At 70.3% G+C, this 24,832-nt stretch carries 31 protein-coding genes; 23 read left to right on the top strand and 8 right to left on the bottom strand.

The features are described from left to right. Window positions 1-34: 34 nt before the first annotated feature. A complete protein-coding gene (locus EV668_RS16945) occupies window positions 35-856 on the top strand; it encodes a ChbG/HpnK family deacetylase (RefSeq protein WP_245513280.1) in 822 nt (273 codons plus the stop codon). Between the two features lie 144 nt (window positions 857-1,000). On the opposite strand, the gene EV668_RS16950 is transcribed toward EV668_RS16945, so the two are convergent. Further along, on the bottom strand, window positions 1,001-1,597 hold the full coding sequence (locus EV668_RS16950) for a superoxide dismutase (RefSeq protein WP_133772247.1): 597 nt from the start codon (window positions 1,595-1,597) through the stop codon (window positions 1,001-1,003). Window positions 1,598-1,826: 229 nt separating this feature from the next. Between EV668_RS16950 and EV668_RS16955 the strand changes: the two genes are divergently transcribed. After that, the gene (locus EV668_RS16955; RefSeq protein WP_133772249.1) at window positions 1,827-2,402 is read left to right on the top strand and encodes a hypothetical protein; all 576 of its coding nucleotides are present in this window, start codon (window positions 1,827-1,829) and stop codon (window positions 2,400-2,402) included. On the opposite strand, the gene EV668_RS16960 is transcribed toward EV668_RS16955, so the two are convergent. Next, complete coding sequence (locus EV668_RS16960; RefSeq protein WP_133772251.1) at window positions 2,399-4,516, bottom strand: S9 family peptidase; 2,118 nt, start codon at window positions 4,514-4,516, stop codon at window positions 2,399-2,401. The genes EV668_RS16955 and EV668_RS16960 overlap by 4 nt on opposite strands. 218 nt (window positions 4,517-4,734) lie before the next feature. On the opposite strand from EV668_RS16960, the gene EV668_RS16965 reads away from it, so the two are divergent. After that, entirely contained in the window at window positions 4,735-5,598 is an 864-nt protein-coding gene (locus tag EV668_RS16965) for a DUF6456 domain-containing protein (protein WP_133772253.1), read from the top strand. A 20-nt stretch (window positions 5,599-5,618) separates the two neighbouring features. Here the strand turns inward: EV668_RS16965 and EV668_RS16970 are convergent, their stop codons facing one another. Continuing rightward, the gene (locus EV668_RS16970; RefSeq protein WP_133772255.1) at window positions 5,619-6,044 is read right to left on the bottom strand and encodes a SufE family protein; all 426 of its coding nucleotides are present in this window, start codon (window positions 6,042-6,044) and stop codon (window positions 5,619-5,621) included. Window positions 6,045-6,126: 82 nt separating this feature from the next. Further along, on the bottom strand, window positions 6,127-6,399 hold the full coding sequence (locus EV668_RS16975; protein WP_133772257.1) for a hypothetical protein: 273 nt from the start codon (window positions 6,397-6,399) through the stop codon (window positions 6,127-6,129). A gap of 252 nt (window positions 6,400-6,651) precedes the next feature. Between EV668_RS16975 and EV668_RS16980 the strand changes: the two genes are divergently transcribed. From EV668_RS16980 to EV668_RS16990, 3 genes are all read left to right on the top strand, one after another. Next, window positions 6,652-8,064: a sensor histidine kinase gene (locus tag EV668_RS16980; RefSeq protein WP_133772259.1), complete on the top strand. Its 1,413-nt coding sequence runs from the start codon at window positions 6,652-6,654 to the stop codon at window positions 8,062-8,064. Continuing rightward, a complete protein-coding gene (locus EV668_RS16985; protein ID WP_133772260.1) occupies window positions 8,061-8,732 on the top strand; it encodes a peptidoglycan-binding domain-containing protein in 672 nt (223 codons plus the stop codon). Before EV668_RS16980 ends, EV668_RS16985 begins: the two co-directional genes overlap by 4 nt. A 73-nt stretch (window positions 8,733-8,805) precedes the next feature. Continuing rightward, on the top strand, window positions 8,806-9,150 hold the full coding sequence (locus EV668_RS16990; protein WP_133772262.1) for a DUF1491 family protein: 345 nt from the start codon (window positions 8,806-8,808) through the stop codon (window positions 9,148-9,150). On the opposite strand, the gene EV668_RS16995 is transcribed toward EV668_RS16990, so the two are convergent. Then, on the bottom strand, window positions 9,095-10,174 hold the full coding sequence (locus EV668_RS16995; protein ID WP_133772264.1) for a hypothetical protein: 1,080 nt from the start codon (window positions 10,172-10,174) through the stop codon (window positions 9,095-9,097). The two genes, EV668_RS16990 and EV668_RS16995, sit on opposite strands and share 56 nt — an antisense overlap. A 144-nt stretch (window positions 10,175-10,318) precedes the next feature. Here EV668_RS16995 and EV668_RS17000 point away from each other — a divergent pair, with 144 nt between their 5' ends. Both EV668_RS17000 and EV668_RS17005 read left to right on the top strand, forming a co-directional pair. Beyond that, window positions 10,319-10,504, top strand: coding sequence for a hypothetical protein (locus tag EV668_RS17000; protein ID WP_133772266.1), 186 nt, complete (start codon window positions 10,319-10,321; stop codon window positions 10,502-10,504). A gap of 82 nt (window positions 10,505-10,586) precedes the next feature. After that, the gene (locus EV668_RS17005; RefSeq protein WP_133772268.1) at window positions 10,587-11,309 is read left to right on the top strand and encodes a hypothetical protein; all 723 of its coding nucleotides are present in this window, start codon (window positions 10,587-10,589) and stop codon (window positions 11,307-11,309) included. 12 nt (window positions 11,310-11,321) lie between these two features. On the opposite strand, the gene EV668_RS17010 is transcribed toward EV668_RS17005, so the two are convergent. Then, complete coding sequence (locus EV668_RS17010) at window positions 11,322-13,367, bottom strand: transglycosylase domain-containing protein (protein ID WP_133772270.1); 2,046 nt, start codon at window positions 13,365-13,367, stop codon at window positions 11,322-11,324. A 148-nt stretch (window positions 13,368-13,515) separates the two neighbouring features. Between EV668_RS17010 and EV668_RS17015 the strand changes: the two genes are divergently transcribed. From EV668_RS17015 to EV668_RS17045, 7 genes are all read left to right on the top strand, one after another. Continuing rightward, window positions 13,516-13,968 (top strand): YcgN family cysteine cluster protein, encoded by a 453-nt coding sequence (locus EV668_RS17015; protein ID WP_133772272.1) that lies wholly within the window; start codon window positions 13,516-13,518, stop codon window positions 13,966-13,968. Between the two features lie 127 nt (window positions 13,969-14,095). Further along, the gene (locus tag EV668_RS17020) at window positions 14,096-14,254 is read left to right on the top strand and encodes a DUF3309 family protein (protein ID WP_133772274.1); all 159 of its coding nucleotides are present in this window, start codon (window positions 14,096-14,098) and stop codon (window positions 14,252-14,254) included. 147 nt (window positions 14,255-14,401) lie between these two features. Beyond that, window positions 14,402-14,902, top strand: a complete 501-nt coding sequence (locus tag EV668_RS17025; RefSeq protein ID WP_133772276.1) for a hypothetical protein — start codon at window positions 14,402-14,404, stop codon at window positions 14,900-14,902. Continuing rightward, on the top strand, window positions 14,793-16,163 hold the full coding sequence (locus EV668_RS17030; RefSeq protein WP_133772278.1) for a DNA-packaging protein: 1,371 nt from the start codon (window positions 14,793-14,795) through the stop codon (window positions 16,161-16,163). The genes EV668_RS17025 and EV668_RS17030 overlap by 110 nt, the downstream gene beginning before the upstream one ends. 91 nt (window positions 16,164-16,254) lie before the next feature. After that, window positions 16,255-17,475 carry a phage portal protein gene (locus EV668_RS17035; RefSeq protein WP_133772280.1) on the top strand — a complete coding sequence of 407 codons (1,221 nt, stop codon included), beginning with the start codon at window positions 16,255-16,257 and terminating at the stop codon, window positions 17,473-17,475. Between the two features lie 98 nt (window positions 17,476-17,573). Next, the gene (locus tag EV668_RS17040; RefSeq protein WP_133772970.1) at window positions 17,574-18,080 is read left to right on the top strand and encodes an HK97 family phage prohead protease; all 507 of its coding nucleotides are present in this window, start codon (window positions 17,574-17,576) and stop codon (window positions 18,078-18,080) included. Further along, window positions 18,077-19,345 carry a phage major capsid protein gene (locus EV668_RS17045; RefSeq protein WP_425359633.1) on the top strand — a complete coding sequence of 423 codons (1,269 nt, stop codon included), beginning with the start codon at window positions 18,077-18,079 and terminating at the stop codon, window positions 19,343-19,345. Before EV668_RS17040 ends, EV668_RS17045 begins: the two co-directional genes overlap by 4 nt. A 14-nt stretch (window positions 19,346-19,359) precedes the next feature. Here EV668_RS17045 and EV668_RS17050 read toward each other — a convergent pair whose 3' ends face one another. Further along, window positions 19,360-20,208 (bottom strand): S1 family peptidase, encoded by an 849-nt coding sequence (locus tag EV668_RS17050; protein ID WP_133772281.1) that lies wholly within the window; start codon window positions 20,206-20,208, stop codon window positions 19,360-19,362. A gap of 75 nt (window positions 20,209-20,283) precedes the next feature. Beyond that, window positions 20,284-21,063 (bottom strand): S1 family peptidase, encoded by a 780-nt coding sequence (locus EV668_RS17055; RefSeq protein ID WP_133772283.1) that lies wholly within the window; start codon window positions 21,061-21,063, stop codon window positions 20,284-20,286. A 3-nt stretch (window positions 21,064-21,066) separates the two neighbouring features. Between EV668_RS17055 and EV668_RS17060 the strand changes: the two genes are divergently transcribed. The 8 genes from EV668_RS17060 to EV668_RS17095 all read left to right on the top strand — a co-directional run bounded on the left by EV668_RS17060 (window position 21,067) and on the right by EV668_RS17095 (window position 24,821). After that, the gene (locus EV668_RS17060) at window positions 21,067-21,657 is read left to right on the top strand and encodes a head-tail connector protein (RefSeq protein WP_133772286.1); all 591 of its coding nucleotides are present in this window, start codon (window positions 21,067-21,069) and stop codon (window positions 21,655-21,657) included. Further along, window positions 21,654-21,986 (top strand): phage head closure protein, encoded by a 333-nt coding sequence (locus tag EV668_RS17065; protein WP_133772288.1) that lies wholly within the window; start codon window positions 21,654-21,656, stop codon window positions 21,984-21,986. Before EV668_RS17060 ends, EV668_RS17065 begins: the two co-directional genes overlap by 4 nt. Continuing rightward, complete coding sequence (locus tag EV668_RS17070; RefSeq protein WP_133772290.1) at window positions 21,983-22,387, top strand: DUF3168 domain-containing protein; 405 nt, start codon at window positions 21,983-21,985, stop codon at window positions 22,385-22,387. Before EV668_RS17065 ends, EV668_RS17070 begins: the two co-directional genes overlap by 4 nt. A gap of 26 nt (window positions 22,388-22,413) precedes the next feature. After that, window positions 22,414-22,824 (top strand): phage major tail protein, TP901-1 family, encoded by a 411-nt coding sequence (locus EV668_RS17075; protein ID WP_133772292.1) that lies wholly within the window; start codon window positions 22,414-22,416, stop codon window positions 22,822-22,824. A gap of 44 nt (window positions 22,825-22,868) precedes the next feature. Continuing rightward, the gene (locus EV668_RS17080; protein WP_133772294.1) at window positions 22,869-23,216 is read left to right on the top strand and encodes a gene transfer agent family protein; all 348 of its coding nucleotides are present in this window, start codon (window positions 22,869-22,871) and stop codon (window positions 23,214-23,216) included. Further along, complete coding sequence (locus EV668_RS25610; RefSeq protein ID WP_133772974.1) at window positions 23,213-23,428, top strand: phage tail assembly chaperone; 216 nt, start codon at window positions 23,213-23,215, stop codon at window positions 23,426-23,428. Before EV668_RS17080 ends, EV668_RS25610 begins: the two co-directional genes overlap by 4 nt. A 126-nt stretch (window positions 23,429-23,554) precedes the next feature. Further along, entirely contained in the window at window positions 23,555-24,166 is a 612-nt protein-coding gene (locus EV668_RS17090) for a phage tail tape measure protein (RefSeq protein ID WP_133772296.1), read from the top strand. Window positions 24,167-24,188: 22 nt separating this feature from the next. Next, window positions 24,189-24,821, top strand: coding sequence for a DUF2460 domain-containing protein (locus EV668_RS17095; protein ID WP_133772298.1), 633 nt, complete (start codon window positions 24,189-24,191; stop codon window positions 24,819-24,821). Window positions 24,822-24,832 lie beyond the last annotated feature (11 nt).

Genomic DNA, 24,832 nt, shown 5'->3' on the forward strand with positions numbered 1-24,832 from the left:
GCAAGGGTCCCGGAGCGGGCAGGGCAGAGCCGTCGTGCTCTGCGCCGATGACTACGGCATGAACGAGGGTGTGAGCGAGGGCATTCTCGCGCTCGCCGATGCCGGTCGCATCTCCGCGACCTCCTGCATGACGAACGCGCCCGATTGGCCACACGCGGCGCGCGATCTCGTAACGGTCGAAGGCCGGATCGGGATCGGCCTCCACCTGACGCTGAGCTGGGGACGGCCGCTGGGGACGATGCCGCGATTCGCGCCGGACGGGGCGATGCCGGCTCTCGGCACCGTCATGCGCCTCGCCTTGTCCGGCCGGCTGCCGCAGGACGAGATCGCGGCCGAGATCGAGCGTCAGCTCGATCGGTTCTGCGAGGAGAGGGGGCGGGAGCCCGATTTCGTCGACGGTCATCAGCACGTCCAGATCCTGCCGGGCATCCGTCGGCTGCTGCTCGCCGCTTTGGCGCGGCGCGGATGGGCGGGTCGGGTCTGGCTGCGCGATTCCTCGGATCGTCTCGCATCGATCATGGCCCGGCGCATCGCGGGGCCGAAGGCGCTGCTCGTGCACGGGCTCGCGCTCGGGTTCCGCCGGGAGGCCGCGCGCTCGGGCTTCGAGACGAACGACGGCTTTTCAGGCTATTCGCCGTTCGATCCCGCTCGGCCGAACGGGCCAGATATGGAGCGGCATCTGTCGGCCCTGGGGCCGGAGCCTCTCGTCATGTGCCATCCGGGCCGGACGAGCGGAGATGACGGCGACGAGATCGCGGCTGCGCGGGTGGCGGAATTCGTCTACCTCTCCTCGCCTGCCTTCGCGGAACTGCTGGACCGGCGGGGGCTGAGGCTGGTGCCGCGGCCTTCCGTCTGACGACGCTCGGGCTGGGGCGTCGGTCGTCTCGAGACGCGCCTTCGGCGCTTCATTCCGTTGCGCTGATGCGCAGGTTCGGTCCTCGGGCCAGGCCCGAGGATGAGCTTCTCCCCGCAAGGGGAGAAGCGAGCGCAGGCGTTCCGGTTACGCCGTCTTCGAGAGCATCTCCTCGACATGCTCCCAGTTGACGAGGTTCTCGATGAAGGCCTTCAGATAGTCGGGCCGGCGGTTGCGGTAGTCGATGTAGTAGGAATGCTCCCACACATCGACGCCGAGGATCGGCTCCGCGCCGTGCACGAGCGGGTTCTCGCCGTTCGGGGTCTTCATGATCTCGAGCTTGCCGTTCTTCACCGCGAGCCAGGCCCAGCCCGAGCCGAACTGGCCGATGCCGGCCTGGACGAAGTCCGCCTTGAACTTCTCTACGCCGCCGAGGTCGGATTCGATGCGCTTCTCGATGGAGCCCGGGATCGCGCCGCCGCCATTCGGCTTCATCCACTGCCAGAAATGGATGTGGTTGTAGTGCTGGCCGGCATTGTTGAAGAGCGGCTGGTTCTTGCCGTAGCTCGCCTTGACGATCTCCTCGACGCTCTTGCCCTCGAGTTCCGAGCCCTTCAGCAGGTTGTTGCCCGTGTCGACATAGGCCTTGTGGTGCTTGTCGTGATGGAATTCCAGCGTCTCCTTGGACATGTAGGGCTGGAGCGCGTCGTAGGCGTAGGGCAGGTCGGGAAGCGTGAAGGTCATGGAGCTCTCCTTGGACTAGAGCGCGGTGAATCCGGCGGCCGGCCGTTGGTTCCGACCGCTCGGACCTCACCCCGACTTAGCGACGGGCGCCGGGGTTGCCAAGGCGATGCCGGTACGTCGGAGCGCCTGGCGATGTTCACCTCGTCCCGCTTTTTCGGCCTCGCTCCGGCTCCCGCCGCGCCGAAAATGGTCTATGGTCCAGCGACTTCAGTAAGCCCTCGGTCCAGCCATGGTCGTTCTTCTCTGCATGCTGTCGCTCGCGATGATGGCGACCGGCCTCTATGCGACCTATCTCGGCTCCACGATCATCCAGGTCGAGCGGGGCTGGACGATGGTGATCGCCGGCAGCGTCGTCGCGACGGGCGGCACGCTGCTCCTCGGCGCGGCGCTGCTCGCACAGCGCCTCGGCCGCATCCGGTACGAGATCGTCGGCCTGCGCGATCGTCTGGCCAGCATCGGCGAGATGACGGCCGAGCAGCTGGCCCTCGAGCAGATGGCGGCCGAGGACGACGAGGAGCCCGAACCTGAGCCCGTGCGGAAGAGCAAGCCCGAACCGTCTGCCGATCTCGGACTGCGCCCTGCCTTCCAGCCCGCCGCCGAGCCGCCCGCGCCGAAGCCGCCCGCCGCCCCGCGCCCGCCGGAGGCCGAGCGGGTCGTGGTCGGCCAGTACGAATCCGGCGGCAACGCCTACACGATGTTCTCCGACGGCTCGATCGACGCCTCGACGCCGGCCGGATTGCGCCGCTTCGCCTCGCTCGAGGAGTTGCGCAGCTTCGTCTCGTCGGGCGGCGAGAGGGGTAGCTAGGCTTCCGCTGCCCAGCCCGTGCCCACGGCCTGGATGGCGAAGGCATAGATCAGCGCCACCTCCTCCAGCCGGTCGAAGCGACCCGCGGCGCCGCCGTGGCCGGCCTCCATGTTGATGCGCAGGAAGACGGGCCCGCCGCCGGTCATCGTGGCGCGCAGCCGTGCCACCCATTTCGCCGGCTCCCAATAGGTCACGCGCGGGTCGGTGAGCCCGCCGAGGGCGAGGATCGCGGGATAGGGCTGCGGCCTCACGTTGTCGTAGGGCGAGTAGGAGAGGATCGTCCGGAAGGCGGCCTCGTCCTCGGCCGGGTTGCCCCATTCGGGCCATTCGGGCGGCGTCAGCGGCAACTCGCCGTCGAGCATCGTATTCAGCACGTCGACGAAGGGCACCTCGGCCGCGACGCCCGCGAAACGGTCCCCGCCCATATTGGCGATCGCCCCCATGAGCATGCCGCCCGCCGATCCGCCGAGCGTCACGATGCGTCCGCGCCGCGTGAAGCCCTCGGCCACCAGCGCATCCGCGCAGGCGATGAAGTCCGAGAAGGTGTTCGGCTTCTTCTCGCGCTTGCCGTCGAGATACCAGCGCCAGCCCTTCTCGGTGCCGCCGCGGATATGGGCGATGGCGTAGACGAAGCCCCGATCGACGAGGGACAGGAGGTTGGTGCGGAAGGAGGCCGGCATCGACGAGCCGTAGGAGCCGTAGCCGTAGAGAAGGCAGGGCGCCGACCCGTCGAGCGCGATGTCCCTGCGGTGGACCAGCGAGATCGGCACGCTCTCCCCGTCCGGGGCCGTGCCGAAGATGCGGCGCGTGACGTAGAGGCCGCCGTCGAAGCCGCTCGGCACCTCCTGGCGCTTCCGCAGCACGCGCTCGCGCGTGACGACGTCGTAATCGTAGGTCTCGCTCGGCGTCGTCATCGACGAATAGGTGAAGCGGATCGTCGTCGTGTCGAACTCGTAGCCGGGCTCGTAGCCGAGCGAATAGGCCTCCTCCGGGAAGGCGATGGCGTGCTCCTCCGCCGTCCAGATGTCGCGGACGACGATGCGGGGAAGCGCGTTCTCGCGCTCCATGCGGATGATGTGGCGGGAGAGCGCGGTCGCCGACAGGATCATCGTGCCCGGTCGATGGGGGACGAGATCGCGCCAATGCTCGCGGCCTGGCCGGTCGAGCGGCGCCGTGACGATCTTGAAATCCTCCGCGCCTCCTGCATTCGTCAGGATGACGAGGTCGCGGCCGTGATGGTCGACCGAATAGAGGACGAGCGGCGTCCGCTTGGCGACGAGGCGGGGAGCGGGCTCGCCCGACAGGTCGACCAGCCAGGCCTCGCCCGTTTCGTGATCGCTGACCTCGACCGTCATGAAGCGGCCCGAGCTCGTCTCGTCGATCGAGACGAACCAGCCGGCTTCCGTCTCCTCGTAGACCAGCGTGTCGTCGGTCGCCGGCGTGCCGAGGCGATGCCGCTTCACGCGGACGGGCCGATGGTTGTCGTCGACCTCGACATAGAAGAAGGCGCCCGCATCCGCCGCCCAGACGATGTCGCCGGTCGTGTTGGGGACGAGATCGTCCAGATCGGCGCCGGTCGCGAGATCGCGCACGCGGATGGCATAGAGTTCGGCGCCGCTACGGTCCGCGCTCCAGGCGAGCAGGCGATGATCGGGCGAATGGGCGACGTCGCCGAGGTCGAAATAGGCCTCGTCCTCTCCCTCCGCGTCGCCGTCGAGCAGGACTTCCTCCGCACCGCCGTCGCGCGGGGTGCGGCAGACGAGGTGGTATTCCCCGCCCTCGCGATAGCGCGAGTAATAGGCATAGGGCCCGTCCGGTGAGGGCACGCTCGTCTCGTCTTCCTGGATGCGCCCGCGCATCTCGGCGACGAGCCGCTCGCGCAGCGGCGCGAGGGGCGTGAGCGCCTGCGCCGTATAGGCGTTCTCGCGCTCGAGATGCCCGACGATCTCGGCCGGCATCCGAAACGGATCCTTCAGCGCCTCCTTCCAGTTCGGAGCCTTGAGCCACGCGAAATCGTCGCGCACCTCCGTGCCGTGCAGCGTGATCGCGCTCGGCCTGGCTTGCGCCTCGGGGGGCGTGCCGACGGGAATGGCGGGGGCGGCCGGAGCCTCCATGATGGGTCGTCCTCGGATCGGTGGAGAAGCCGGGCCGCGAGCCCGGGGATCGAAGCCGCGATTCTGATGGTCCGGGCCGACGAAATCAACGGTCGATCGCGGCGAGCCGACGGTGGCCGGATGGCCGAGACTTGACAGAAATAGGAATATTATCTTAATTCACTCAGGCGGCCCCGCCGTCGAGGGTCGAGGATGTGCGCAGAACAAAAGGAAAACATATGACCCGGCGATCTGTCCAGCCCTCCGCGCGCCACGCCTCGTCCGGTGGCCTCTCCAAGGCGGCGGAGCGATTGCTCGCCGCGCTCGCCGCTGCGGACGCGTCGGTCCGGCCGGATCCTTCGCGAGACGGATATGTGATCGTTCAGGCCTCCCGCGGCGGTGTGTCCCTCGGCCGGGGCGCGCACCCGGACGCGGTCCTCGCGGAACTCCTGTCGCGCGATCTCGTCGAGTCCCGGCCCGCCGGGCGGGCCGTGATCGGCGAGGCCGGGCGGGCCTGGCTCCGTCGGGCCGCGGCGCGGCGGGAGGGCGGAGCCGCCGATGCCTTCGCCGCGCAGCACCGGGAACTCGCCGCCGCGAATGTCGAGGGCGATGTCGGGTCCGATCGCGTGTCGGTCAATCACCGCGAGAGCCCGCTCGCCTGGCTTCGTCGCCGACGCGACCGGGACGGCGAGCCGCTGATCGACGCCGCGGCCTTCGAGGCGGGTGAGCGCCTGCGGCGCGATCTCACCTTCGCGGGAATGCTGCCGAGCGTCACGGCCCGCTGGGAGGGCGCGATCGGTGGCGGCGGGTTGCGCGACCCAGCCTCGGCGACCGATGCGGTCATCGCGGCCCGTCAGCGGGTGAGGGCCGCCCTCGGCGCGGTCGGGGGCGACCTGTCCGATCTCCTTCTCGACCTCTGCGGCTTCCTCAAGGGCCTCGAGACGATCGAGCGCGAGCGGCGCTGGCCGCCGCGATCAGGCAAGATCGTGGTCCGGCTCGCCCTCGGGCAGCTGGCGCGCCATTACGGCCTCTCCAGCGAGGCCAGGGGTTTGGAGGCCGGACGCGGCCTGCGGGGCTGGACGGCGGACGAGGCTTCGGTGTGAGACAGCGAGGTCGGGGAGCCTCAGGCCGCCGCGACGCGGCCAGCCTCGGCGCGGATGCGCTCGACCATGGCACGGAGGCCGTTCGAGCGCTGCGGCGTCAGGTGCTGGCCGAGCCCGAACCGGTCGAAGAAGGCGAGGGGTTCGGAGGAGGCGATCTCGGCGGCCGGACGGCCGGAGAGGAGGGCGACGAGCAGCGCGACGAGGCCCTTCACGATATGCGCGTCGCTATCGCCGCGGAACGCGACGGGCGCCGATGGTCCCGTGCCCTCCGGCAGCATCTGGAGCCAGACCTGGCTCGCGCAGCCCTGGACCTTGTTCTCGTCGCGGTGCTCCGCCTCCGGCATGTCGGGCATGAGCCGGCCGAGTTCGATGAGATACCGATAACGGTCTTCCCAATCGTCGAGCAGCTCGAAATTGTCGGAAATCTCGGAGATCGGTGGAAGCATGGTCCGGCGGCTGCTGCGGAGAAGCCTGCGATATAGGGGCCCGATAGCCGCCTGGCGAGTGGCTCGCCGATCCGGAACCGCGTCAGCCGGCCGGTGAGGGTGCCGGCTTCGTCGCGGGAGGCGGTCCGGCAGGGCCGTTCCGGCGACCTCCGGTGGCGAGGTCCCTCGCAAGATCCTTCGTCGCCTCCGCTGCGATGTCCCGTGCGAAGCCGGACCTCGCGATCGAGGCCGCGGCGTCCTCGCGGGTTTGTCGGGACCAGCGCGACAGATCGTCGGCAAGGCTGCCCTGCTCACGCACCGGTGAAAGGACATAGACGGTCGTGACGATGGCGAGCCCGAGGGCGAAGCGGAGCACAGCGGGACCTTTCGTTTCGCTTGCGAACGGGCGGGATATAGCTTCGTTATGCTGATAGAATGTTTCTGAATGAAACTATTAATGACAGGTTAATCGACAAATTGTAGACATGATGGTTGATGAGCGGTGAACTCGTCTGGTCTCCGCCTGAAGTCCAACCATCCAAATCTCGGCCCGCTCTTAGCTTTCATTTAAGTCGGCTCTGACAGACTCCATGAGTGAGCCGAGAGGCGCGCAGTTGCGCGAGGTAGTGTGCGTATCCAGCCTGTGCTCGATCTTCCGGACCGGAGCGGCGCCCGCCGCTTTCGTACGGTGGCGCTGTCCGGCTGCATCGCCGTGGCGGCGGTCATGATCGTTTGGTCGTCCGTGTCGCTTTCCGGTGCAGGCCTTGTGGTCCTGACGGCGCTTCTGGCTGCGGGAATCGCTCTGCTCCTTCCCATGACCTTCCGTGCGTCGAAGAACCGTTCGGTCGAGGCCGCGGCCGAAACCGTGCCGCTTGCGGCCGTCGGCGACCTCGTCACCTGGCACGATGCGTTCGGCGACGTGGTGCGCGCGAGCAGCGCCTCGCAGGCCATGCTCGGCGTCTCGCCGGCGACGCTCGTCGGAGGCGGATTGCTGGGCCGGGTCCACGTCTCGGACCGGCCGGCCTTTCTCAAGGCCTTGAGCGATGCCGCGAACGGGTCGGGTGCCGTCACGGCCGAGATCAGGCTTCACGCGGAGAACCGTGCCGCCTCGCGCTCGTCCGTCATCTTCGCCGAACTCCGCGCCCTGCATGTGCAGGAGGCTGCGGCCGGCGGCGGCACGGTGATCGCCTTTCTCCAAGATGTGTCGGCGCGCCATCGCCACCAGAAGGAGCTTGAGGCGGCCCGGCACGATGCCGAGCGAGCCAACGAACTGAAGGGGCGCTTCCTGGCGACCGTCACGCACGAGCTGCGCACGCCGCTGAACGCCATCATCGGCTTCTCCGATCTCCTGTCGGCCGACCACCCGTTCCTGGTCACCGAGGATCGGCGCAAGGAATATGCGCAGATCATCAAGTCCTCGGGTCTGCACCTCTTGGAGATCGTCAACACGCTCCTCGACATGTCCAAGATCGAAAGCGGGAACTTCCATTTCGAGCCCGAGCCCTTCGCCTTCGGCGATCTCGCATCGAGCGTCTGCGATCTGATGCAGCTCAAGGCCGACGAGGCCGGCGTCGTGATCATCCGCAATGTCGGCCGCGACTTGCCGGACGTGACGGCCGATCGGCGCGCCTGCCGCCAGATCCTGATCAACCTCTTGTCGAATGCGGTGAAGTTCACGCCGCGCGGCGGCGAGGTCTCCGTCTCGATCGGCGCGACGTCCGGTTCCCTCGTGCTGACGGTTGCCGATACGGGCATCGGCATTCCCGAGGCTGATCTCCCCCGTCTCGGCGATCCCTTCTTCCAGGCAGGCGATCTGCATCGGCGGAACCATGAGGGAACCGGCCTCGGCCTCTCGGTGGTGCGCGGGATCGTCGGTCTCCATCACGGGCAGATCGCCGTCGAAAGCGGTGCCGAAGCGGGGACGACCGTCACCGTGACCTTGCCCCTCCGGCCGGACCTCGCGCCGGAGGGAGCCAAGCCTGTCGTCGTTCAGACAAGGCCGCGCGTCGTCAGCCGCCCGGCCCAGAGGAGGATCGCGTGAGCCAGCGTGGATCGCCGCAGAGAGCGGCCTCTCCCTCCCGCCGCAAAGGCGCAGGAGGCCGTCTTCTTCTCGTCGCGTTGGCCCTGGCCCGCGCGGCGGCCCGGCGCCCCGGCATGGTCCTCGCCAGCGTGGCCGTGATCGGCGGAGCCTCGGCCGTCGCCTGGAACGCGACGATGGAGCAGAAGGCGCGCCACCCCGCGCCGCTCTTCGCGAGCCCGAAGACCACGGCCTCGATCCGGCCCGAGCCGCCGCGGCGGCCGGAATCCACCGCGTCGACGAGCCCGGCACCGACGGCCGCCAAGCCGGATCAGCCCGCGCCGGTGCGAACGGCGTCGAGCGACCCGATCGGCGGCTTGCTCAAATCGCCCGAGGGTGCCGCCAAGCCCGCTCCGAAGCCAGCCAGGCCTCCCGAGCCGAAATCGACGGATGCGAAGCCGCCCGCGAAGCCGAGCGAGGCCAAGGCGGGTCCGCAGCCTCGGGTCGCCTCGGCGCAGAAGGCGCTCGCGAAGCTCGGCTATGGTCCGATCGCCTCCGACGGCATTCTCGGCACCCAGACCAAGCAGGCGCTGGAACGCTTCGAGCGGGAGAAGAAGCTTCCGGTGACGGGCACGCTCGGTCCGCGCACCGTCCGGCAATTGGCCTCGCTTTCCGGGATCAGCATCGAGTAACCCTCCGGTCCGGGGGATGGATGACGGGCGCCTCGGCGCCCGTTGTCGCGTCCGCGCCCCGGAGGAGAAGCCGATGCCCCGTCTGACCTCGGAGTTCTGGGTCGCCGCCCATCTGCGCCGCTGCGGCGTCGAGGGCCTCGACGCGGTCCTGAGACGGCGCGGGGCTGCCGAGGCGGGAGCGATCTTCGTCAGCGTCGACCGGCTCGACGGCACCGTCGATCTCTACGGTCCCGCGCCGCAATCGCTGCTCTCGGGGGAGGAGGGCGGCCGCGTCTTCAGCCCGATCCTCCAGGCGGTGCCGGGCTTCGAGGTCGAGGAGCGGATGCGGCGCGAGCTCCGCTTCGATCCGGATCTGTGGTGGCTTACGATCGATGACCGGCTTGGGCGGTGTGAGCTCGAACTGGCTCGGCCGGATTGAGGCGAGGAGCCGCGCCGGCCGCATCGGAACGGCCGTCCGCTCTGAGGGTCCCGGCAGCCCGGGTCGGTTCTCCACCCGGGGTAGGCGTCCGGGAGCGGCGCCTCGGCCCATCCCGTCCCGCGAGGAACGCGGCGACCGGCCAGGGCGTCGTCCGGACGAGCTGGGCGAGTTCCGTCATCGTGCCGACCGATCGCGAGGCTTCGGATGCCAGCAGGATGACGACGCGGATGCATTCGGCATCGTCGAGGCCGAGGGCGAGGAGGGTCAGCGCGAACAGCTCCCGCCCGGCCGGATCGTTCAGGTCGAGCGCCGTCCGGTCGCATCCGAGCCGGGATTCGGCGAGGTCCGCGATCGAGTCGAAATCGCCCATCTCGGCTGCGGCGAGGATGGCCGGGATGTCGGCGCCCAGCCCCGCGGGCCGCAGAACGGCCGACAGCGCACCGACCGATGCGAGGTCGTGCCGGATGGAGGCGCGAGTCGCCGCGTCGGCGTGACGATAGAGTGCGGCTCGGTCGAAGCGCCCCGTCTCCCGCCGCGCGAGAAGCGCGCGGGCGAGATCCCGCTGGTGGACCGCCCGGTCCACCAGGATCGAAAGCGCGCGGCCGTCGAGAACGACGCTCTGGTCCTTCGCGATCGCGAGATCGAGGGCCGGGTTTTGCCGCGACAGCACCGCCTGCAGATCCTCCGACGGCGTCCTGCCGTCCGGATGCCTCTGGTCGTGTCCGCTCGGCCGGTAGGACGAGGCCCGCCGGCCCAGCCGAGCGTCGAGAGCGCCGAGAACGCGCCGCGGCGCGTCCGGGATCGGATCGAGGATCGCGGCGATGTCGGCGACGACGTCGTCCGAGACGAGCGGGATGAGGCCGAGTGCGATCGCCTCGAAGCTCGCCGCCATGGCCTCGTCGCGACGCTGGGCATCGGCGAAGGTCTGAGCCTGCACGCGCAGCAGCAGAGGCCGCAACTCGGCAGCCGGATTCTGCGCGAGGCGTGCGAGGGTCGAGAGATCGGGAGCGGATCGGGGCCGCATGACTTACTCGGAAAGGACTCCGATCAGGTTATGGGTTTGTCAGGCTTACCGAACCGATAACGTCAGCAGCGCGAAGATGATGGAAACGAAGTCTTAACCATAATCGGATGAAATCCGGCTCCATCTCTCGTGGGAATGCTCGCCATGTCGCAGCGGCTGGAGGAGGAGCGCCGGGTCGTACCGTTCGCGGTCCCTCCCGGTCGTGTGAGGCAGCGCCTGATCCCGGCGGCCGACGGACGCGGCGCGATCCTCCTGTTCACGGGCGTTCGCTATGAGCGCGTCGAGGCGTCGCCGCCGGTCAAGCCGACCGATCCCCGCTACCGGAGCTAGGACGATCCCATCGTTCCGATCGATCGGGCGGGGCCTCGCGCTCGCGCTGTCTGCCGTCGTTGCCGCATGCCTTGCCGGCTGCATGGAGCGCGGCGATTTCGGCCGGCTGAAGCCCTCGGTCTGGAACGATACCGTCGAGGCCACGGGATCGCTCGCCGCGCGATCGCGGGGCGAGCCCGTCTCGTCCAACATGCTCACCGACGACGAGCAGGAGTTGCGGGATCGGGCCTGGCGTTTCCTCGTACCCGCCCGCTCCCGGCCCTGGCTCGACCGCGCGATCGCCGAACTCGTCGCGACGCGGGTGCTCGCGCCCGACATGATCGAGCCTGACCCCACCGCCTACTTCCGGGGCCTGCGAGAGACGGCCGGCCGCTCCCCGGTCTCGTCCTACCGCAAATTGTCGGAGGATGCGTCCGGCGACCGTCATCTCGTGCCTGGTTTCGCCCGCGTCGCCTCGCGCGTGCTCGCCGCCGACCGCGCGCGCCTCGCGGCGTTGGCGACGACGCCGGGCGTGAGCGTGCGGGAAGACGGCAATGCGCGCGCCCGCGTCGCCGAGAACCGCTGCCTCGTCGCCTGGGTGTCCGCGGCTGCGGGCTTCCGCGCGCGGGCCTATCGCTACGCGCTGGACCACCTCTTCATCGAAGCGCCCGGGCACGATGCCGTGCCGACCGAGCGGGCGATCGAGGGGCTCGTCGCGTCGCGCCGGGCGCTGGACGCCCTCGGCGTCCCGCCTCTCGCAGCGGCGGCCTGCGCGGGCGAGCCGCCTCGGGCGATCGAGCGGTCCGTGATCAGCCGGAAAGGGTGATCGACGACGCGCTCAGCGGGCCACCGTGAAGCCGCTGCGCCGCCCGGAGACCTCCTGGAACCCTCGCCGACTCCCTGACGAGCCGATCTCGGCGATCCTGCCGCCGCGCCCCTCGGCGAGGCGGAGGATCCCCTCCGTCTCCGGGAGCGCCATCTGCGGCAGGTCCCGATGAGCGAAGGCCATCACCTTCTGCCAGACACTGGCCGGCAACTGGCCACCGGTCACCCTCTGCGTCGGCTTGAAATCGTCGTTGCCCATCCAGATCCCCGCGACGAGATGGCCGGTGAAGCCGACGAACCAGGCGTCGCGATAGGCGCTGGTGGTTCCGGTCTTGCCGGCGACGATCTGGCGGGGAATGGCGGCGCGTCGGGCCGTTCCGGCCTCGACCACGCGAGTGAGCATCGCGTTCATGTCGCCGACGACGTCCGAGGATAGGACGCGGGCGGGGCGCGGAGCGCTTCGGGCCGCCTCGTAGAGGAGCGAGCCACCGGCATCGCGGATCGCGACGACGGCATGCGGCTCGATGCGGTGGCCGCCATTGGCGAAGGCGGCATAGGCTCCGACCAGTCCGATCGGGGTCACTTCGGAGGCGCCGAGCGGGAGTGACGGCGTGTCGTGCAGGGTCGAGCGGATGCCGAGCGCATGGGCCAGCGCGATGATGCGACCGCGCCCGTAGCGGGCCTGCCGGCTCAGCGTCAGTTCGCCGGCGACGCGGCCGATCTCCGCCGACAGGCGCACGGCGACGGTGTTGAGCGAGTGGGTCAGCGCGGTCGTCAGCGAGATCGCGCCGTAATGGCTGCGAGAATAGTTCTGGGGGCACCAGGTCCCGATGCAGATCTGCTGATCGATCACCGTCGAGCCGGGGCGCAGGTTCGTGCCGGCGAGCGCAGCCGCGTAGACGAGCGGCTTGAACGAGGAGCCCGGCTGCCGCAGGGCGTCGGTCGCGCGGTTGAACTGGCTCGAGCCGTAATCGAGCCCTCCGACCATGGCGCGGATGGCCCCGTCCGGCTGAAGCGCGACGAAGGCCGCCTCGCCGACCCTGAGGCGCTTCCCATCCCCTTCGAGGGCCGCGGTGACCTCCGCCTCGGCTCTGCGCTGCAGCGAGGAATCCAGTGTCGTCGTGACGGTGAGGATCGATTCCGGCCCCAGCCGTCCGCGGACCGACAGGCGCTGGACCTCGCGAAAGGCCCGATCGAGATAATGGTCCGGCTGCCACGACCGCTCGCGCTCGGACAGAGAGGCCGGCATCCGCCTCGCCGCGTCCGCCTCGGCTTGGCCGATGCGTCCCGTCTCCACCATGCGATCGAGCACCGCCTCCGCCCGTTGCCGCGCGGCGTCGAGAGACAGATGCGGCGCGAAGCGCGAGGGCGCCTTGAACAGGCCGGCCAGCATCGCCGCCTCCGGCAGGCTCACGTCGCGGGCCGATTTGCCGAAGTAGAACTGGGACGCCGCCTCGATGCCGAAGGTGCCCCCGCCCATATAGGCCCGGTCGAGATAGAACTGGAGGATCTGATCCTTGCTGAGCTGGCCTTCGAGCCAAAAGGCGAGGAAGGCCTCGTTGATCTTCCGCTCGAGGGTCCGCTCGTTCGACAGGAAGATGTTCTTCGCCAGCTGCTGGGAGATCGTCGAGCCGCCCTGGACGATCGCGTCCGCCCGGGCATTGGCGACGAGGGCGCGGACGAGGCCGACGGGATCGATGCCCCAGTGGCGGTAGAAGCGGTCGTCCTCGGTTGCGAGGACGGCGCCGATGAGATGCGGCGGGAGGTCCGCGAGGCGGGGCGAATGGTCGTGCCGGATGCCGCGCCGGCCGATGGGGCTGCCCTCGCGATCGAGGAAGGTCACGGACAGGTCGAGGCTGCGCAGCCATCCCGGCCCCGTCTCCCGAAAGGCGGGTTGCGCCAGGACGAGCAGGCCGAGCATCGCGGCGCACAGAACCGTGACGCCCTCGTCGAGAATGGAGAGGATCAGACGCACCGGACGTGCCGCCTCTTCGGCGGCGACGACGAAGGTCGACGTCGTTCGGCCCGGAATCCGGGCGGCCCTGGCCGTCGTCGTCAAGAAGCCTCCGAAATGCTCTTTCGGCGACCCCTTGGGCGAAGATGCGCGGGATCGGCCGAGTCGTGCTATGCGCACGCTGCCGCAACCGGCATGCCCGGCCGCATCGTCCCATCACGGCCGATTCCTGCTTCGTAACGGAACGTTAACCATGTCGAGGCTCGCCGATGCGGCACAGCCGTTCTGGATCGAGAAATCCCTTCACGCGATGAGCGAGGAGGAATGGGAGAGCCTGTGCGACGGCTGCGGCCGTTGCTGTCTCGTCAAGCTGCAGGACGAGGATACGGGCGAGGTGCATTATACGGATGTCGCCTGCACGCTGTTCGACATGGATGGCTGCCATTGCCGCGACTATCCGAACCGCCAGCGCATTGTGCCCGATTGCGTGAAGCTGACGCCGAAGAAGGTTGCGGGGATCTCCTGGTTGCCGCGCACCTGCGCCTATCGCCTCGTAGCCGAGGGGCAGGATCTGGCCTGGTGGCACCCGCTCGTGTCGGGCAATCCCGAGACGGTCCATCTCGCCGGAATCTCGGTGCAGGGAGAGGTCGCGGGCCTCGAGGACGACTTCACGCTCGAGGAGCTTCTCGACCGCGTGACCGGCTGATCGGCGGTATCCTCTTTGTCCGGCTGGATGAATCCTCGCCGGACGGCGGCGAATGTGGCATGAAACCGCGGCGGCGCGACTGAGTTGGGGTCAGGACCGTCCGGCAGAGCCGGCACAGGAGGACCGCATGACCCTCGGCACCATTCTCATCATCATCCTCATTCTGATGCTGATCGGCGCAATCCCGAACTGGGGCTACAGCCGCGGCTGGGGCTACGGACCGAGCGGCGGTCTCGGACTGATCCTGGTGGTTGTCCTGATCCTGGTCCTGATGGGGCGGATCTAGCGACGTTCGAGGAAAATAATCCTTGACACCGTCGCGCTCGTCGGCTAGACATCACGAACGCTGACGAATTGCGTCGAGGCGGTCCCGCTGCCTCCGCAGGGCGATCGATCGGAAGATCCGATCGGTCGCCTTTCTTTCAGGTGTCCCATGACAGATCACGGCCCCCGGCCGACCGCTCCAGCGGAGCATCGGACGCGGCTGCTCGACCGGCGCACCGTCGTGCCGAAGGCGACCCTCGCCTTCGACCTCGGCGTGAGCGAGCGGAGTGTGCGCCGCGCGAGCGACCGTCGGCGGGAGGCCGATAGACCACGCTCCGTCACGTCCTGCGCTGCCGACGGCGACAAGCCGGTCGACCGGCTCGCGGTCGGCCGGTCGATGGAGCGCTTCATCGCCAGCCGCATCGCGGCCTATGAACGGGCAGCCCTGGCCGGGACCGACGACGAGCCGGAGCGGACGGCGCGCACCGTCGGGCATTATGCCCGGGCGCTCTCCCTCATCCGGGCCTACATGGCCGAAATCGAAAAGGATCGTGAGGACGATGCCGGACCGCCCGCGCGCAGCCTTGCCGAGCTGCGCGACGAGCTTCGTCGGCATCTCGAACGCCTATGGGACGAAAGCCGAGCAGGGGAGCGGGATCGAGGCGCTTGAGCTGACGCGGCGCGAAGCCGAACGTCTTCTCGAGCTCTGGCACATCCTCTCTCATCCGAACCAGATCCCGCCCGAGGATGGAGCCTGGACGACCTGGCTCCTTCTCGGCGGGCGCGGCGCGGGCAAGACTCGCACCGGAGCCGAGTGGATCCGCGGCGCGGCCTTGGGGCAGCCCGGCTTCCTGGAGCCCGCGGCGGGCCGGATCGCGCTCGTCGGAGAAACGCATGCGGCGGTTCGCGACGTGATGATCGAGGGGCCATCGGGCCTTCTCGCGATCCATGCGCTGCGGCGCGAGCGGCTTGCCTGGCTGCCGAGCCTGCGCCGCCTCGAATGGCCGAACGGCGCGATCGCGCACAGCTTCTCGTCGGAGGATCCCGACGGGCTCCGCGGCCCCCAATTCGGTGCGGCCTGGGCCGACGAACTCGCCAAGTGGCGCCATCCCGACGAGACCTGGGACATGCTGCAATTCGGCCTGAGGCTCGGGCGCGAGCCCCGTCAGGTCGTGACGACGACGCCTCGTCCGATCCCCCTGCTGAAGCGGCTCCTGGCCGACCGGCGGACGATCGTGAGCCGCATGACGACACAGGAGAATGCGAAGCATCTCGCCCCGGCCTTCCTGCAGCACGTCGTCGGTCTCTATGCCGGCACGCGGCTCGGGCGGCAGGAGCTCGACGGCGAGATGATCGAGGAGCGCCAGGACGCGCTCTGGAGCCGCAACGGGATCGAGGCGGTGCGGATCGCCGCGGCACCGGATCTCGTCCGGATCGTGGTGGCGGTCGATCCGCCCGCTTCGTCGGGCCTGCGCGCCGATGCCTGCGGCATCGTCGTCGCGGGAACTGACGAAGCCGGGACCGGCCATGTCCTCGCCGATGCCTCGCTCGAACGGGCGAAGCCTGCCGAATGGGCGGCGAAGGCGGTGGCCGCCTATCGGCGCTGGCATGCCGACGCGCTCGTCGCCGAGGCGAACCAGGGCGGCGAGATGGTCGCGGCCATCCTCCGGGAGGTCGATCCCGGCATCCCGGTGGTGAGCGTGCGGGCGACGCGCGGCAAGTACCTGCGGGCCGAGCCCGTCGCGCTTCTCTACGAGCAGGGCAGGGTGCGCCATGTCGGCGCCGTCCCGGCACTGGAGGACGAGATGGTCGATTTCAGCGCCGGCGGCCTCTCCTCGGGCCGCTCGCCGGATCGGCTCGACGCGCTCGTCTGGGCGCTCTCCGACCTGATGCTGCGACCGAAGGCCGAGCCGCGGCTGCGGATGCTCTAGGTCGCCTTCGACGACACCGATCGAACTCCGACAGGCCCGGCTTCCGCCGGGTCTTTTCGTTTCAGGACCCTCTTCTCGTCAGGACCCTGCCATGCCTCATCCGATCCTGTCCTGGCTCGGCCTCGCCGGCGCTCGCCCGCCGCCCGGGTCCGAGGCGAAGGCCGCGCCGCCGCTCGGCGGGTCCCTGGCCGTCTACATGACCGGCCGGCCGGTCTGGACGGAGCGGGACTACGCGGCGCTCGCGCGCGAGGGGTTCCAGCGCAACGCGGTGGTGCATCGGGCCGTGCGGCTCGTCGCCGAATCGGCTGCCTCGATCCCGCTCACGCTGACGCGGGACGGCCGCGAACTGGCCGATCATCCGATCGCGTCCCTCCTGTTGCGGCCGAATGCCCGCGAGAGCGGGACGCGCTTCCTGGAAGGGGCCTACGGGCATCTCCTGATCTCCGGCAACGCCTATCTCCATGCCTCCGCGCTGGAGGGGGAGCCTCGCGAACTCCACAACCTGCGCCCGGACCGGATGCAGGTGGTCGCGGGCGAGGACGGCTGGCCGGTCGCCTACGATTACCGCGCGGGAAGCCGGACCCTCCGTTTCGACCAGGCGGGGCAGGGGCCGCCGCCGATCCTGCATCTGACGCTCTTCCATCCGCTCGACGACCATTACGGCCTCTCGCCCATGGAGGCGGCGGCCGTGGCGCTCGACATCCACAACGCGGCCGGGGCCTGGAACAAGGCGCTGCTCGACAATGCGGCGCGGCCCTCGGGCGCGCTCGTCTTCGTCGGACCCGCCGGGACGGCCCTTTCGGATGCGCAGTTCGACAGGCTGAAGGGCGAACTGGAGACGAGCTACCAGGGCGCCGCCAATGCCGGGCGGCCGCTCCTGCTGGAGGGCGGGCTCGACTGGAAGCCGCTGTCGCTCTCGCCGAAGGACATGGACTTCATCGAGGCCAAGAACGGCGCCGCGCGGGAGATCGCGCTCGCTTTCGGCGTGCCGCCGCTGCTGCTCGGGCTGCCGGGCGACAACACCTATGCCAATTACGCGGAGGCCAACCGCTCCTTCTACCGACAGACCGTGATCCCGCTCGTGCGGCGAACGGCGGAGGCGGTGGTCCAGTGGCTCGGCCCGGCCTTCGGCGACGGGTTCCGGCTCGAGCCCGACCTCGACGCGATCGAGGCGCTCGCCCTCGAGCGCGAGTCGCTGTGGCGCCGGCTCGGGGCGGCGAGCTTCCTCGACGACGACGAGCGGCGAGAGGCGGTTGGCTACGGCCGCCGCGCGCCGCGCACCGATCCCCATCCGAGCGGAGAACCGACATGAGCGAACGCCGCGCCTTCGAGCGCGACCGGCATGCACGGGCCGGCCCGCATCTCGAGGTCAAGCTCCTCGGCGATCCGGGCCTCGTCCTCTCGGGCGACATGGAGTTCGAGGGCTATGCGAGCCTCTTCGACATCCCCGATCTCGGCCGCGACATCGTTCTGCGCGGCGCCTTCGCCGAGAGCCTCGGACGGCGCGGACCGGCCGGCATCCGCATGCTCTGGCAGCACGATCCGGCCGAGCCGATCGGCCGCTGGCTCTCCGTCGCGGAGGATCGGCGCGGCCTCAGGGTCCGTGGCCGTCTCAACCCCGCCGTCGGCCGGGCGCGCGAGATCGCCGCTCTCCTTCGGGAGGGGGCGGTCGACGGCCTGTCGATCGGCTTCCGGGTCGTCGAGGCGGATCGCGACCGGGCACGCGGTCTCCGCCGCCTGATCCGCGTCGACCTGTGGGAGATCTCGCTCGTCACCTTCCCGATGCTCCCCGGCGCCCGCGTCGAGGCGCGGCCGCCTCCGCCAGGCGGCGCGCCGCTCACGCTCGCCATCCGCCGGGCCGCACGCCGGCTCTCCCAACCCGCGGCTCTCGCCGCCGCTTCAGCAAGGACGCGATGACCATGGATACCAGCCTCCACGCCGCTGCCCCCGAGACCAAGAATGCCCCCTCCGCCTCGGCCGAGGTGGCGCAGGCCTTCGACGAGTTCGCGCGCACCTTCGACGCCTTCCGCGAGGCCAATGACGAGCGCCTCGCGCAGATCGAGACCCGGCTCGCGCCGGATGTCGTGACGGAGGAGAAGCTCGCCCGTATCGACCGTGCCCTCGACGACGCGCAGCGGCGTCTCGACAGGGTTCAGCTCGACAGCCGGCGCCCCGTCCTCGGCGGCACGCCTGAGCGCCGCGACCCGACGGCGGCCGAGCACAAGAGCGCCTTCGACCTCTATGTCCGCTCCGGCGAGGCGGCCGGGCTCAAGACGCTCGAAGCGAAGGCCCTGTCGGCCGGCTCCGGCCCCGATGGCGGCTATCTCGTTCCGACGGCCGTCGAGAAGGAGGTGCTGTCGCGTCTCGCGGCAATCTCGCCGATCCGCGCCATCGCCTCGGTCCGTGTGATCTCGTCGGGCCAGTACAAGCGCGCCTTCTCGACCGCAGGACCGGCGACGGGCTGGGTCGGCGAGACCGCGGCCCGGCCCCAGACCGCGAGCCCGACCCTCGCCGAACTCTCCTTCCCGGCCATGGAGCTCTACGCCATGCCGGCGGCGACGCAGACGCTGCTCGACGATGCCATCGTCAATATCGACGACTGGCTGGCGAGCGAGGTCGAGACGGCTTTCGCCACCCAGGAGGGGGCGGCTTTCGTCAGCGGCGACGGCATCAACAAGCCCAAGGGCTTCCTCGCCTCGACGACGGTCGACGAAACCGCATGGGCCTGGGGCAGCCTCGGCTTCGTCGAGACGGGCGCCGCCGGCGCCTTCGCCGCGACCGACCCGGCCGATTGCCTCGTCGACCTCGTCTATGCGCTCAAGGCCGGCTATCGCCAGAATGCGACGTTCGTCATGAACCGGCGGACGCAGAGCGCCGTGCGCAAGCTGAAGGACGAGAGCGGCGCCTATCTCTGGCAACCGCCGGGCGCCGCGGGCCAGCCGGCGACGCTGATGTCGTTCCCGGTCGTCGAGGCCGAGGACATGCCGAACATCGCAACGGGCAGCCTCTCGATCGCCTTCGGCGATTTCCGACGCGGATATCTCGTCGTCGACCGGGCCGGCATCCGGATCCTGCGAGACCCCTATTCCGCCAAGCCCTACGTCCTGTTCTACACGACGAAGCGCGTCGGCGGCGGGGTGCAGGATTACGACGCGATCAAGCTGCTGAAATTCGCGGCCTGATCGCTGCCTGCGATCTACCGGGCGACCCAGTCATAGGCGCTGGCGCCCCTGCGCTCGTCGACGAACCGTCGCAGGTCGTAGGATCGCCGGGCGATCCAATCCCTGTGTTCGGCGACGGGCGTGACGGCGGTGAGGCCGCCGCAGGCGGTCGCGACGCGCGTCCTGCGTGCCCCGCTCGACCAGCTCACGATCCCGAGGAGCTGGTAGTTGCCGGGTCCTCCGCGCACGATCGGGCCGCCCGAATCGCCGCGGCAGGCACCGGCTCCCGGGGTCTGGGCGAGGCGGCGGCGGTCGGCCATGAGCAGAACCCGGTTCGCGACTTCGAGCGTGCCGAGCGTGACCAGCGGAGCCTGCCGGAGAACGCGCGCCGATCTGCGGTGCCGCTCGGCGGTGAGGCCGAACCCGGCGAGGTTGACGATCTCGCCGGGGGCGACCTGCGTCGCGTAGCGCGGATCGAGTGGCGTGAATTCCGGGCCGAGAGAGCCCTCGAGCTTCAGGATGGCGAGATCGGTGCCCGGCTGGTTGCGGGGCGTCGTGCCGGCGACGAAGCTCGGATGCATCGCCGCCGCGACGGCGCGGATCGAGTGGCGCCGGAAGCGGCGGTCCACCACGACCACGCGGTAGCTGGCCCGCTGCAGGACGCAATGCGCCGCCGTGAGGATGAGATCGGGCGCGATGACCGCGCCGGTGCAGAGTTCGCCTCTGGAACTCTCGATCTGGACGACGGAGGAGCGGATCCCATGGGGATCCCGCGCGACGCTGCCGCCGGAGATGGCCCGCGCCGGAACCGGTGCGACGGCGACGAGCAGGGCTATGACGGCCGGCAGAATCGCGAGGCCGCGGAGCGAGCGGAATCGAAGCATGGCCGCGAAGCTTTGCCAGAGCGGGGCCGCGAAGGCTAGGCGGGCGCGGCTCGCCCCGGACCGACGAGCGTCGGGTCAGCGCCAGGCGGCCTGGCGGCCCCAGCGGGACAGGATCGAATCGATCCAGTGCCGTTGCGGACCGACAAGCGTGCCCTGGGTCAGCTCGCCGCAGCGCGTCTTGCCTCCGCCCCCGGCCCAGCCGGTGATCGCGACGACGGCTCCGCCGGAGCCGGCGATCGGGCCGCCCGAATCGCCGCCGCAGGCCCCGGCCGGGCCGTCGATGGCCTTGGCCCAGATCAGGATCCTGCCGGGCCCGTGCGGCTGGATGGTCGTCAACGCGGCCGTCCTGAACGTGCCGCTCGACCGGCCGTCGCCCTCTCGGGCGATGCCGTAGCCGCCGAGCGTGATCGCGGTCCCGGCCGGCGGGATCGCGGCGGAAAGCGTTGCCGCGCCGAACCGCGCCGGCAGCGGCTCCGAAAGCCGGATCAGGGCGAGATCGACCGACCGCCGCCGGGATCTCTCGGCACCGCGGACATAGCCCTGATGGACGGCGATCTCGGCCGGTTCCGCGAGAACCGGCTCGCCGCCGGGGCCGCGATAATGGACCCGGTATTGCCCGGCGCCCGAGGCGCAATGGCCGGCCGTCAGCACGACGTCCGGCGCGAGGACGACGCCCGAACAGATCCCGCCGCGCGAGGACAGCACCATCACGCTCGCGCGCGAGAGCGGGCCGGCATCCTCGGAGCCGCCGACCACCGCCCGCGCCGACGCGGGCGCGAGCAGCAGCGCCAGGGCGCCGAGGCACAGAACCAGGCATCGATTGAGGCGGGCGCGGCCCGCTCGTTCCGGAGACATCGCATGAACCCGATACGTCTCGCCGGCCCGGCCGTCGAGCCGATCCCGCTCGCCGGGATGAAGGCCTATCTCCGCCTCGACGGGGACGACGAGGACGATCTCGTCGCGGCGCTGGTCGCGGCCGGTCGGCTCACCGTCGAGCGCCTGGCGAAGATCATGCTGATCGAGCAGACGTGGCGCTGGACGCTGCCTGCCTGGCCGGCCGATCGCGTGGTCAGGCTGCTGCCGTTCCATCCCGTGATCGGGATCGCGGAGATCCGCGTCGCCGTGGAGGCCGGCGCGACGCCCGACGTCCTGCCGGACACCCTCTACCGCCTCGACACGAGCGTCGATCCGGCCCGGCTCGTGGTCTCGTCCGAGGCGCCGGATCTCGCGCCGACGGGCCGGATCGAGATCGACGTCGTCTGCGGCTACGGTTCGGCGCCCGGCGCGGTGCCTGAGCCGCTGATCCTCGCGATCCGGCGTCTGGCCGCCTATTGGTTCGAGCATCGCGGCGATCCCTCGGCCGCCGATCCCCGTCCGGCCCAGGTCCCGAGCCTGCCGGCCGACGCCCTCGCGCTGATCGCCCCGTTTCGCCGGACGAGGCTCGCATGAGCGCCCGGCCCGAAATCGGCGCGCGAGGGCGCCGCTTCACGCTCGAGGTGCCGCAGGAGACACCTGACGGGTTCGGCGGAGTGATCCGCAGCTACCAGCCCGGCCCCCGCCTCTGGGGCGCGATCGCGCTCCTCAGCACGATGGAGCGAATCCGGGCCGACCGGGCCGAAGCGGCTGCCACCCATCGCGTGACCTTCGCCTTCCGGGACGATCTCACGCCCGACAGGCGCCTCACGCTCGGCACGCGCCGCTTCCGCATCAGGAGCGCCTCCGATCCCGACGGGAGGCGGCGCTCGACGGTCTGCCTGGTCGAGGAGATCGCCGGATGAGTTCTCCCATTCTGCCGCTTCGGGCGGCGATCCGCGCGCTTTGCCTCGCCGACGCGCCCCTGGCGGCCCTGATGGACCGCGCCATCCACGACGAGGCGCCGCGTGGCGGCGCTCCGGCCCATGCGACCTTCGGCGACGTCGTCCTTCGCGATGCCTCGTCCTCCACGGAGCGCGGCCACGAGCAGGAGATCGCGATCCGCGTCTGGGCTAGGCCCGGCAGCGCGGCGAGCGCGCTCAAGGCCGCCGATCGCCTGGTCGCCCTGCTCGATGATTCATCGCCACCGCTCCCGGGGCACCGCCTCGTCTCGCTGACCGTGACCGCGATCGAAACCGAGCGCGACCCGGACAGCGACACCATCCTCGTCACGATCCGGCTGCGGGCCGTGACGGAGGTCGCCTGAGCGATCCGCATCACAAGGACACGACCATGGCCGCACAGAAGGGCAAGGATCTCCTCATCAGGCTCGCGGACGGAGCGGGCGGGTTCACGACGGTCGCGGGGCTCCGGACCCGGCAGCTCGGCTTCAACGCCGAGACCGTGGACGTGACGAACGCCGATTCCGCCGGCCGCTGGCGCGAGCTCCTGGCCGGAGCCGGGATGCGGCGGGCCTCGATCTCGGGATCCGGCGTCTTCCGGGACGCCTCGTCGGATGCGCGGATGCGCAGCCTCTTCTTCGACGGGGCGATCGAGACGCTGCAGATCGTGGTGCCGGATTTCGGCACCGTCGAGGGACCGTTCCAGATCGCGAGCCTCGACTACCGAGGCGACCATGCCGGGGAGGTGACCTTCGACATGGCTCTCGAATCCGCCGGTGCGCTGACCTTCACGGCAGCTTGAGCCGTCGCCACCCGATCCCTCGCGCTCTCCCCAGGAGGCATCTCATGATCAACCGTCGGCGCGGCGAGGTCGCGGCCGTGATCGCGGGCGAGCGCTATCGGCTCTGCCTCACGCTCGGAGGTCTCGCCGAACTCGAACACGGGTTCGGGGTCGAGGATCTGAGCGCGCTCGCCGCCCGCTTCGCCAGCGGCCGCCTCGCGGCGCGCGACCTCGTCCGGCTCCTCGGGGCAGGCCTGAGGGGCGGCGGCCATCCGATCTCCGACGAGGAGGTCGAGGCGATGCCGATCGCAGGCAGCCTGGCCGAGATCGCCGCGGCGGTGGCCGCGCTTCTCGATGCGACCTTCGGAGGTCCGGGCGAGGGCGCCCCGGCGGACCCTACGCTGCCGGCCTGAGCGCGGACGGGGATCGTCGGGCCTTCCCCTGGGACGAGATCCTCGCCTTCGCACTCGGCCGGCTGCTTTGGACGCCGGATATGCTGTGGCGCGCGACGCCGCGCGAGATCGCCGCTGCGATGGGGGCATCGCTCCCGTCTTCCGATCCGATGCGCGGGCACGACCTCGCGGCGCTGATGAGCGCCTATCCCGATGCATCGACAAGACGCTGACTGAGAACCGGAAACGTCTCCATTCCTCATGCTGAGGTGCCGGCCAAAGGCCGGCCTCGAAGCATGCGCGAAGCTCCTCGGGATGAGGAGGGTGGGAGTTTTCGATCGGCCTCCGGGGACACGAACATGGCGGATCAATCGATGGATCAGCAGGACACCCTCCGCAGCTTCGAGAAGCAGGCGCGGCAGCTCGAGACGCTGGACCGGCTCGCGCAGCGGTTCGGCTCGACCCTCTCCGGTGCGCTCTCGGCGGGAACCTCGTCCGGACGCGACTTGTCGAGCGTGCTCGACCGGATCGGTGCCACGCTCGCCTCGACCCTCGCGCGCGGCCTCGGCTCCGGCGCATCCTCCGCCTTCGAGACCCTGCTGAAAGGTGCGGCGCAGTCGCTGGTCTCCTCGCTCGGTTCGATCGGCTTCGGCGGGCTCCTTCCCTTCGGTCGGGGCGGCGTCGTGGCCGGCGGGACCGTGCAGCCCTTCGCCGAGGGCGGGATCATCGCCGCGCCGACCTATTTTCCGATGCGGGGACGGCTCGGCCTGATGGGCGAGCGCGGGGCGGAGGCCATCATGCCGCTGGCGCGCGGGCCGGATGGCCGGCTCGGCGTGCAGGCGGGCGGTGGAGCCGCGCCGCAGGTGCACGTCACGATCCAGGCCGCCGACCTTCCGAGCTTCAGGGGCTCGGAGGCGCAGATCGCGGCGGCTCTCGCCCGCGCCGTCGCCCGCGGCCGCCGCGCGCTCTGACCGCTTATCGCACGAGGCCGCCATGCCTGCCGATTTCCACGAGATCCTGTTTCCGACCGACATCGCCCGGGGCTCGCGCGGCGGCCCGGTCCGGCTGACGGAGATCGTGACGCTCGCCTCGGGGCGGGAGCACCGGAACGCCCGCTGGGCGGATTCGCGCCGGCGCTACGATGCCGGTCTCGGCATCCGCACGCTCGATGCGCTGCACGCGGTCATCGCCTTCTTCGAGGAGCGGCGCGGCCGGCTGGTCGGCTTCCGCTTCCGCGACCGGGCGGACGAACGCTCCTGCGCGCCCTCGCTGGCGCCGTCACCGGCCGACCAGCCGATCGGGACGGGCGACGGGACGACGACGGCTTTCCAGCTCGCCAAGACCTATGGCGGCAGTTTCTCGCCATATCGGCGCGTCATCGCGAAGCCGGTCGCGGGCAGCGTCCGCATCGCGGTCTCGGGAGACGAGGTCGTGTCCGGTTGGTCGCTAGACCCGGCGACCGGCCTCGTCGCGTTCGCCGCCGCTCCTCCGCCCGGCAGCCCCATCACGGCCGGCTTCCGCTTCGACGTGCCGGTCCGCTTCGACACCGACCAGCTCGAATTCGATCTCGCGGCCTTCGAGGCCGGCGAGGTGCCGTCCTGCCCCCTGATCGAGGTGGTCCCCTGACACCTGGCTGC

This window comes from Enterovirga rhinocerotis (assembly GCF_004363955.1).
Lineage (GTDB): Bacteria > Pseudomonadota > Alphaproteobacteria > Rhizobiales > Beijerinckiaceae > Enterovirga > Enterovirga rhinocerotis.

What these genes read in the sequence shown, in the direction of transcription:
- EV668_RS17080 (WP_133772294.1), top strand. Translation starts at nt 22,869, where the DNA reads ATGATCAACCGTCGGCGCGGCGAGGTCGCGGCCGTGATCGCGGGCGAG.
- EV668_RS17050 (WP_133772281.1), bottom strand. Translation starts at nt 20,208, where the DNA reads ATGCTTCGATTCCGCTCGCTCCGCGGCCTCGCGATTCTGCCGGCCGTC.
- EV668_RS16950 (WP_133772247.1), bottom strand. Translation starts at nt 1,597, where the DNA reads ATGACCTTCACGCTTCCCGACCTGCCCTACGCCTACGACGCGCTCCAG.
- EV668_RS17000 (WP_133772266.1), top strand. Translation starts at nt 10,319, where the DNA reads ATGTCGCAGCGGCTGGAGGAGGAGCGCCGGGTCGTACCGTTCGCGGTC.
- EV668_RS16990 (WP_133772262.1), top strand. Translation starts at nt 8,806, where the DNA reads ATGCCCCGTCTGACCTCGGAGTTCTGGGTCGCCGCCCATCTGCGCCGC.
- EV668_RS17035 (WP_133772280.1), top strand. Translation starts at nt 16,255, where the DNA reads ATGCCTCATCCGATCCTGTCCTGGCTCGGCCTCGCCGGCGCTCGCCCG.
- EV668_RS17055 (WP_133772283.1), bottom strand. Translation starts at nt 21,063, where the DNA reads ATGTCTCCGGAACGAGCGGGCCGCGCCCGCCTCAATCGATGCCTGGTT.
- EV668_RS17095 (WP_133772298.1), top strand. Translation starts at nt 24,189, where the DNA reads ATGCCTGCCGATTTCCACGAGATCCTGTTTCCGACCGACATCGCCCGG.
- EV668_RS17045 (WP_425359633.1), top strand. Translation starts at nt 18,077, where the DNA reads ATGACCATGGATACCAGCCTCCACGCCGCTGCCCCCGAGACCAAGAAT.
- EV668_RS17090 (WP_133772296.1), top strand. Translation starts at nt 23,555, where the DNA reads ATGGCGGATCAATCGATGGATCAGCAGGACACCCTCCGCAGCTTCGAG.
- EV668_RS17060 (WP_133772286.1), top strand. Translation starts at nt 21,067, where the DNA reads ATGAACCCGATACGTCTCGCCGGCCCGGCCGTCGAGCCGATCCCGCTC.
- EV668_RS16955 (WP_133772249.1), top strand. Translation starts at nt 1,827, where the DNA reads ATGGTCGTTCTTCTCTGCATGCTGTCGCTCGCGATGATGGCGACCGGC.
- EV668_RS17030 (WP_133772278.1), top strand. Translation starts at nt 14,793, where the DNA reads ATGCCGGACCGCCCGCGCGCAGCCTTGCCGAGCTGCGCGACGAGCTTC.
- EV668_RS17040 (WP_133772970.1), top strand. Translation starts at nt 17,574, where the DNA reads ATGGAGTTCGAGGGCTATGCGAGCCTCTTCGACATCCCCGATCTCGGC.
- EV668_RS17075 (WP_133772292.1), top strand. Translation starts at nt 22,414, where the DNA reads ATGGCCGCACAGAAGGGCAAGGATCTCCTCATCAGGCTCGCGGACGGA.
- EV668_RS16960 (WP_133772251.1), bottom strand. Translation starts at nt 4,516, where the DNA reads ATGGAGGCTCCGGCCGCCCCCGCCATTCCCGTCGGCACGCCCCCCGAG.
- EV668_RS17025 (WP_133772276.1), top strand. Translation starts at nt 14,402, where the DNA reads ATGACAGATCACGGCCCCCGGCCGACCGCTCCAGCGGAGCATCGGACG.
- EV668_RS17015 (WP_133772272.1), top strand. Translation starts at nt 13,516, where the DNA reads ATGTCGAGGCTCGCCGATGCGGCACAGCCGTTCTGGATCGAGAAATCC.
- EV668_RS16965 (WP_133772253.1), top strand. Translation starts at nt 4,735, where the DNA reads ATGACCCGGCGATCTGTCCAGCCCTCCGCGCGCCACGCCTCGTCCGGT.
- EV668_RS17065 (WP_133772288.1), top strand. Translation starts at nt 21,654, where the DNA reads ATGAGCGCCCGGCCCGAAATCGGCGCGCGAGGGCGCCGCTTCACGCTC.
- EV668_RS16995 (WP_133772264.1), bottom strand. Translation starts at nt 10,174, where the DNA reads ATGCGGCCCCGATCCGCTCCCGATCTCTCGACCCTCGCACGCCTCGCG.
- EV668_RS17070 (WP_133772290.1), top strand. Translation starts at nt 21,983, where the DNA reads ATGAGTTCTCCCATTCTGCCGCTTCGGGCGGCGATCCGCGCGCTTTGC.
- EV668_RS16970 (WP_133772255.1), bottom strand. Translation starts at nt 6,044, where the DNA reads ATGCTTCCACCGATCTCCGAGATTTCCGACAATTTCGAGCTGCTCGAC.
- EV668_RS17020 (WP_133772274.1), top strand. Translation starts at nt 14,096, where the DNA reads ATGACCCTCGGCACCATTCTCATCATCATCCTCATTCTGATGCTGATC.
- EV668_RS17005 (WP_133772268.1), top strand. Translation starts at nt 10,587, where the DNA reads ATGGAGCGCGGCGATTTCGGCCGGCTGAAGCCCTCGGTCTGGAACGAT.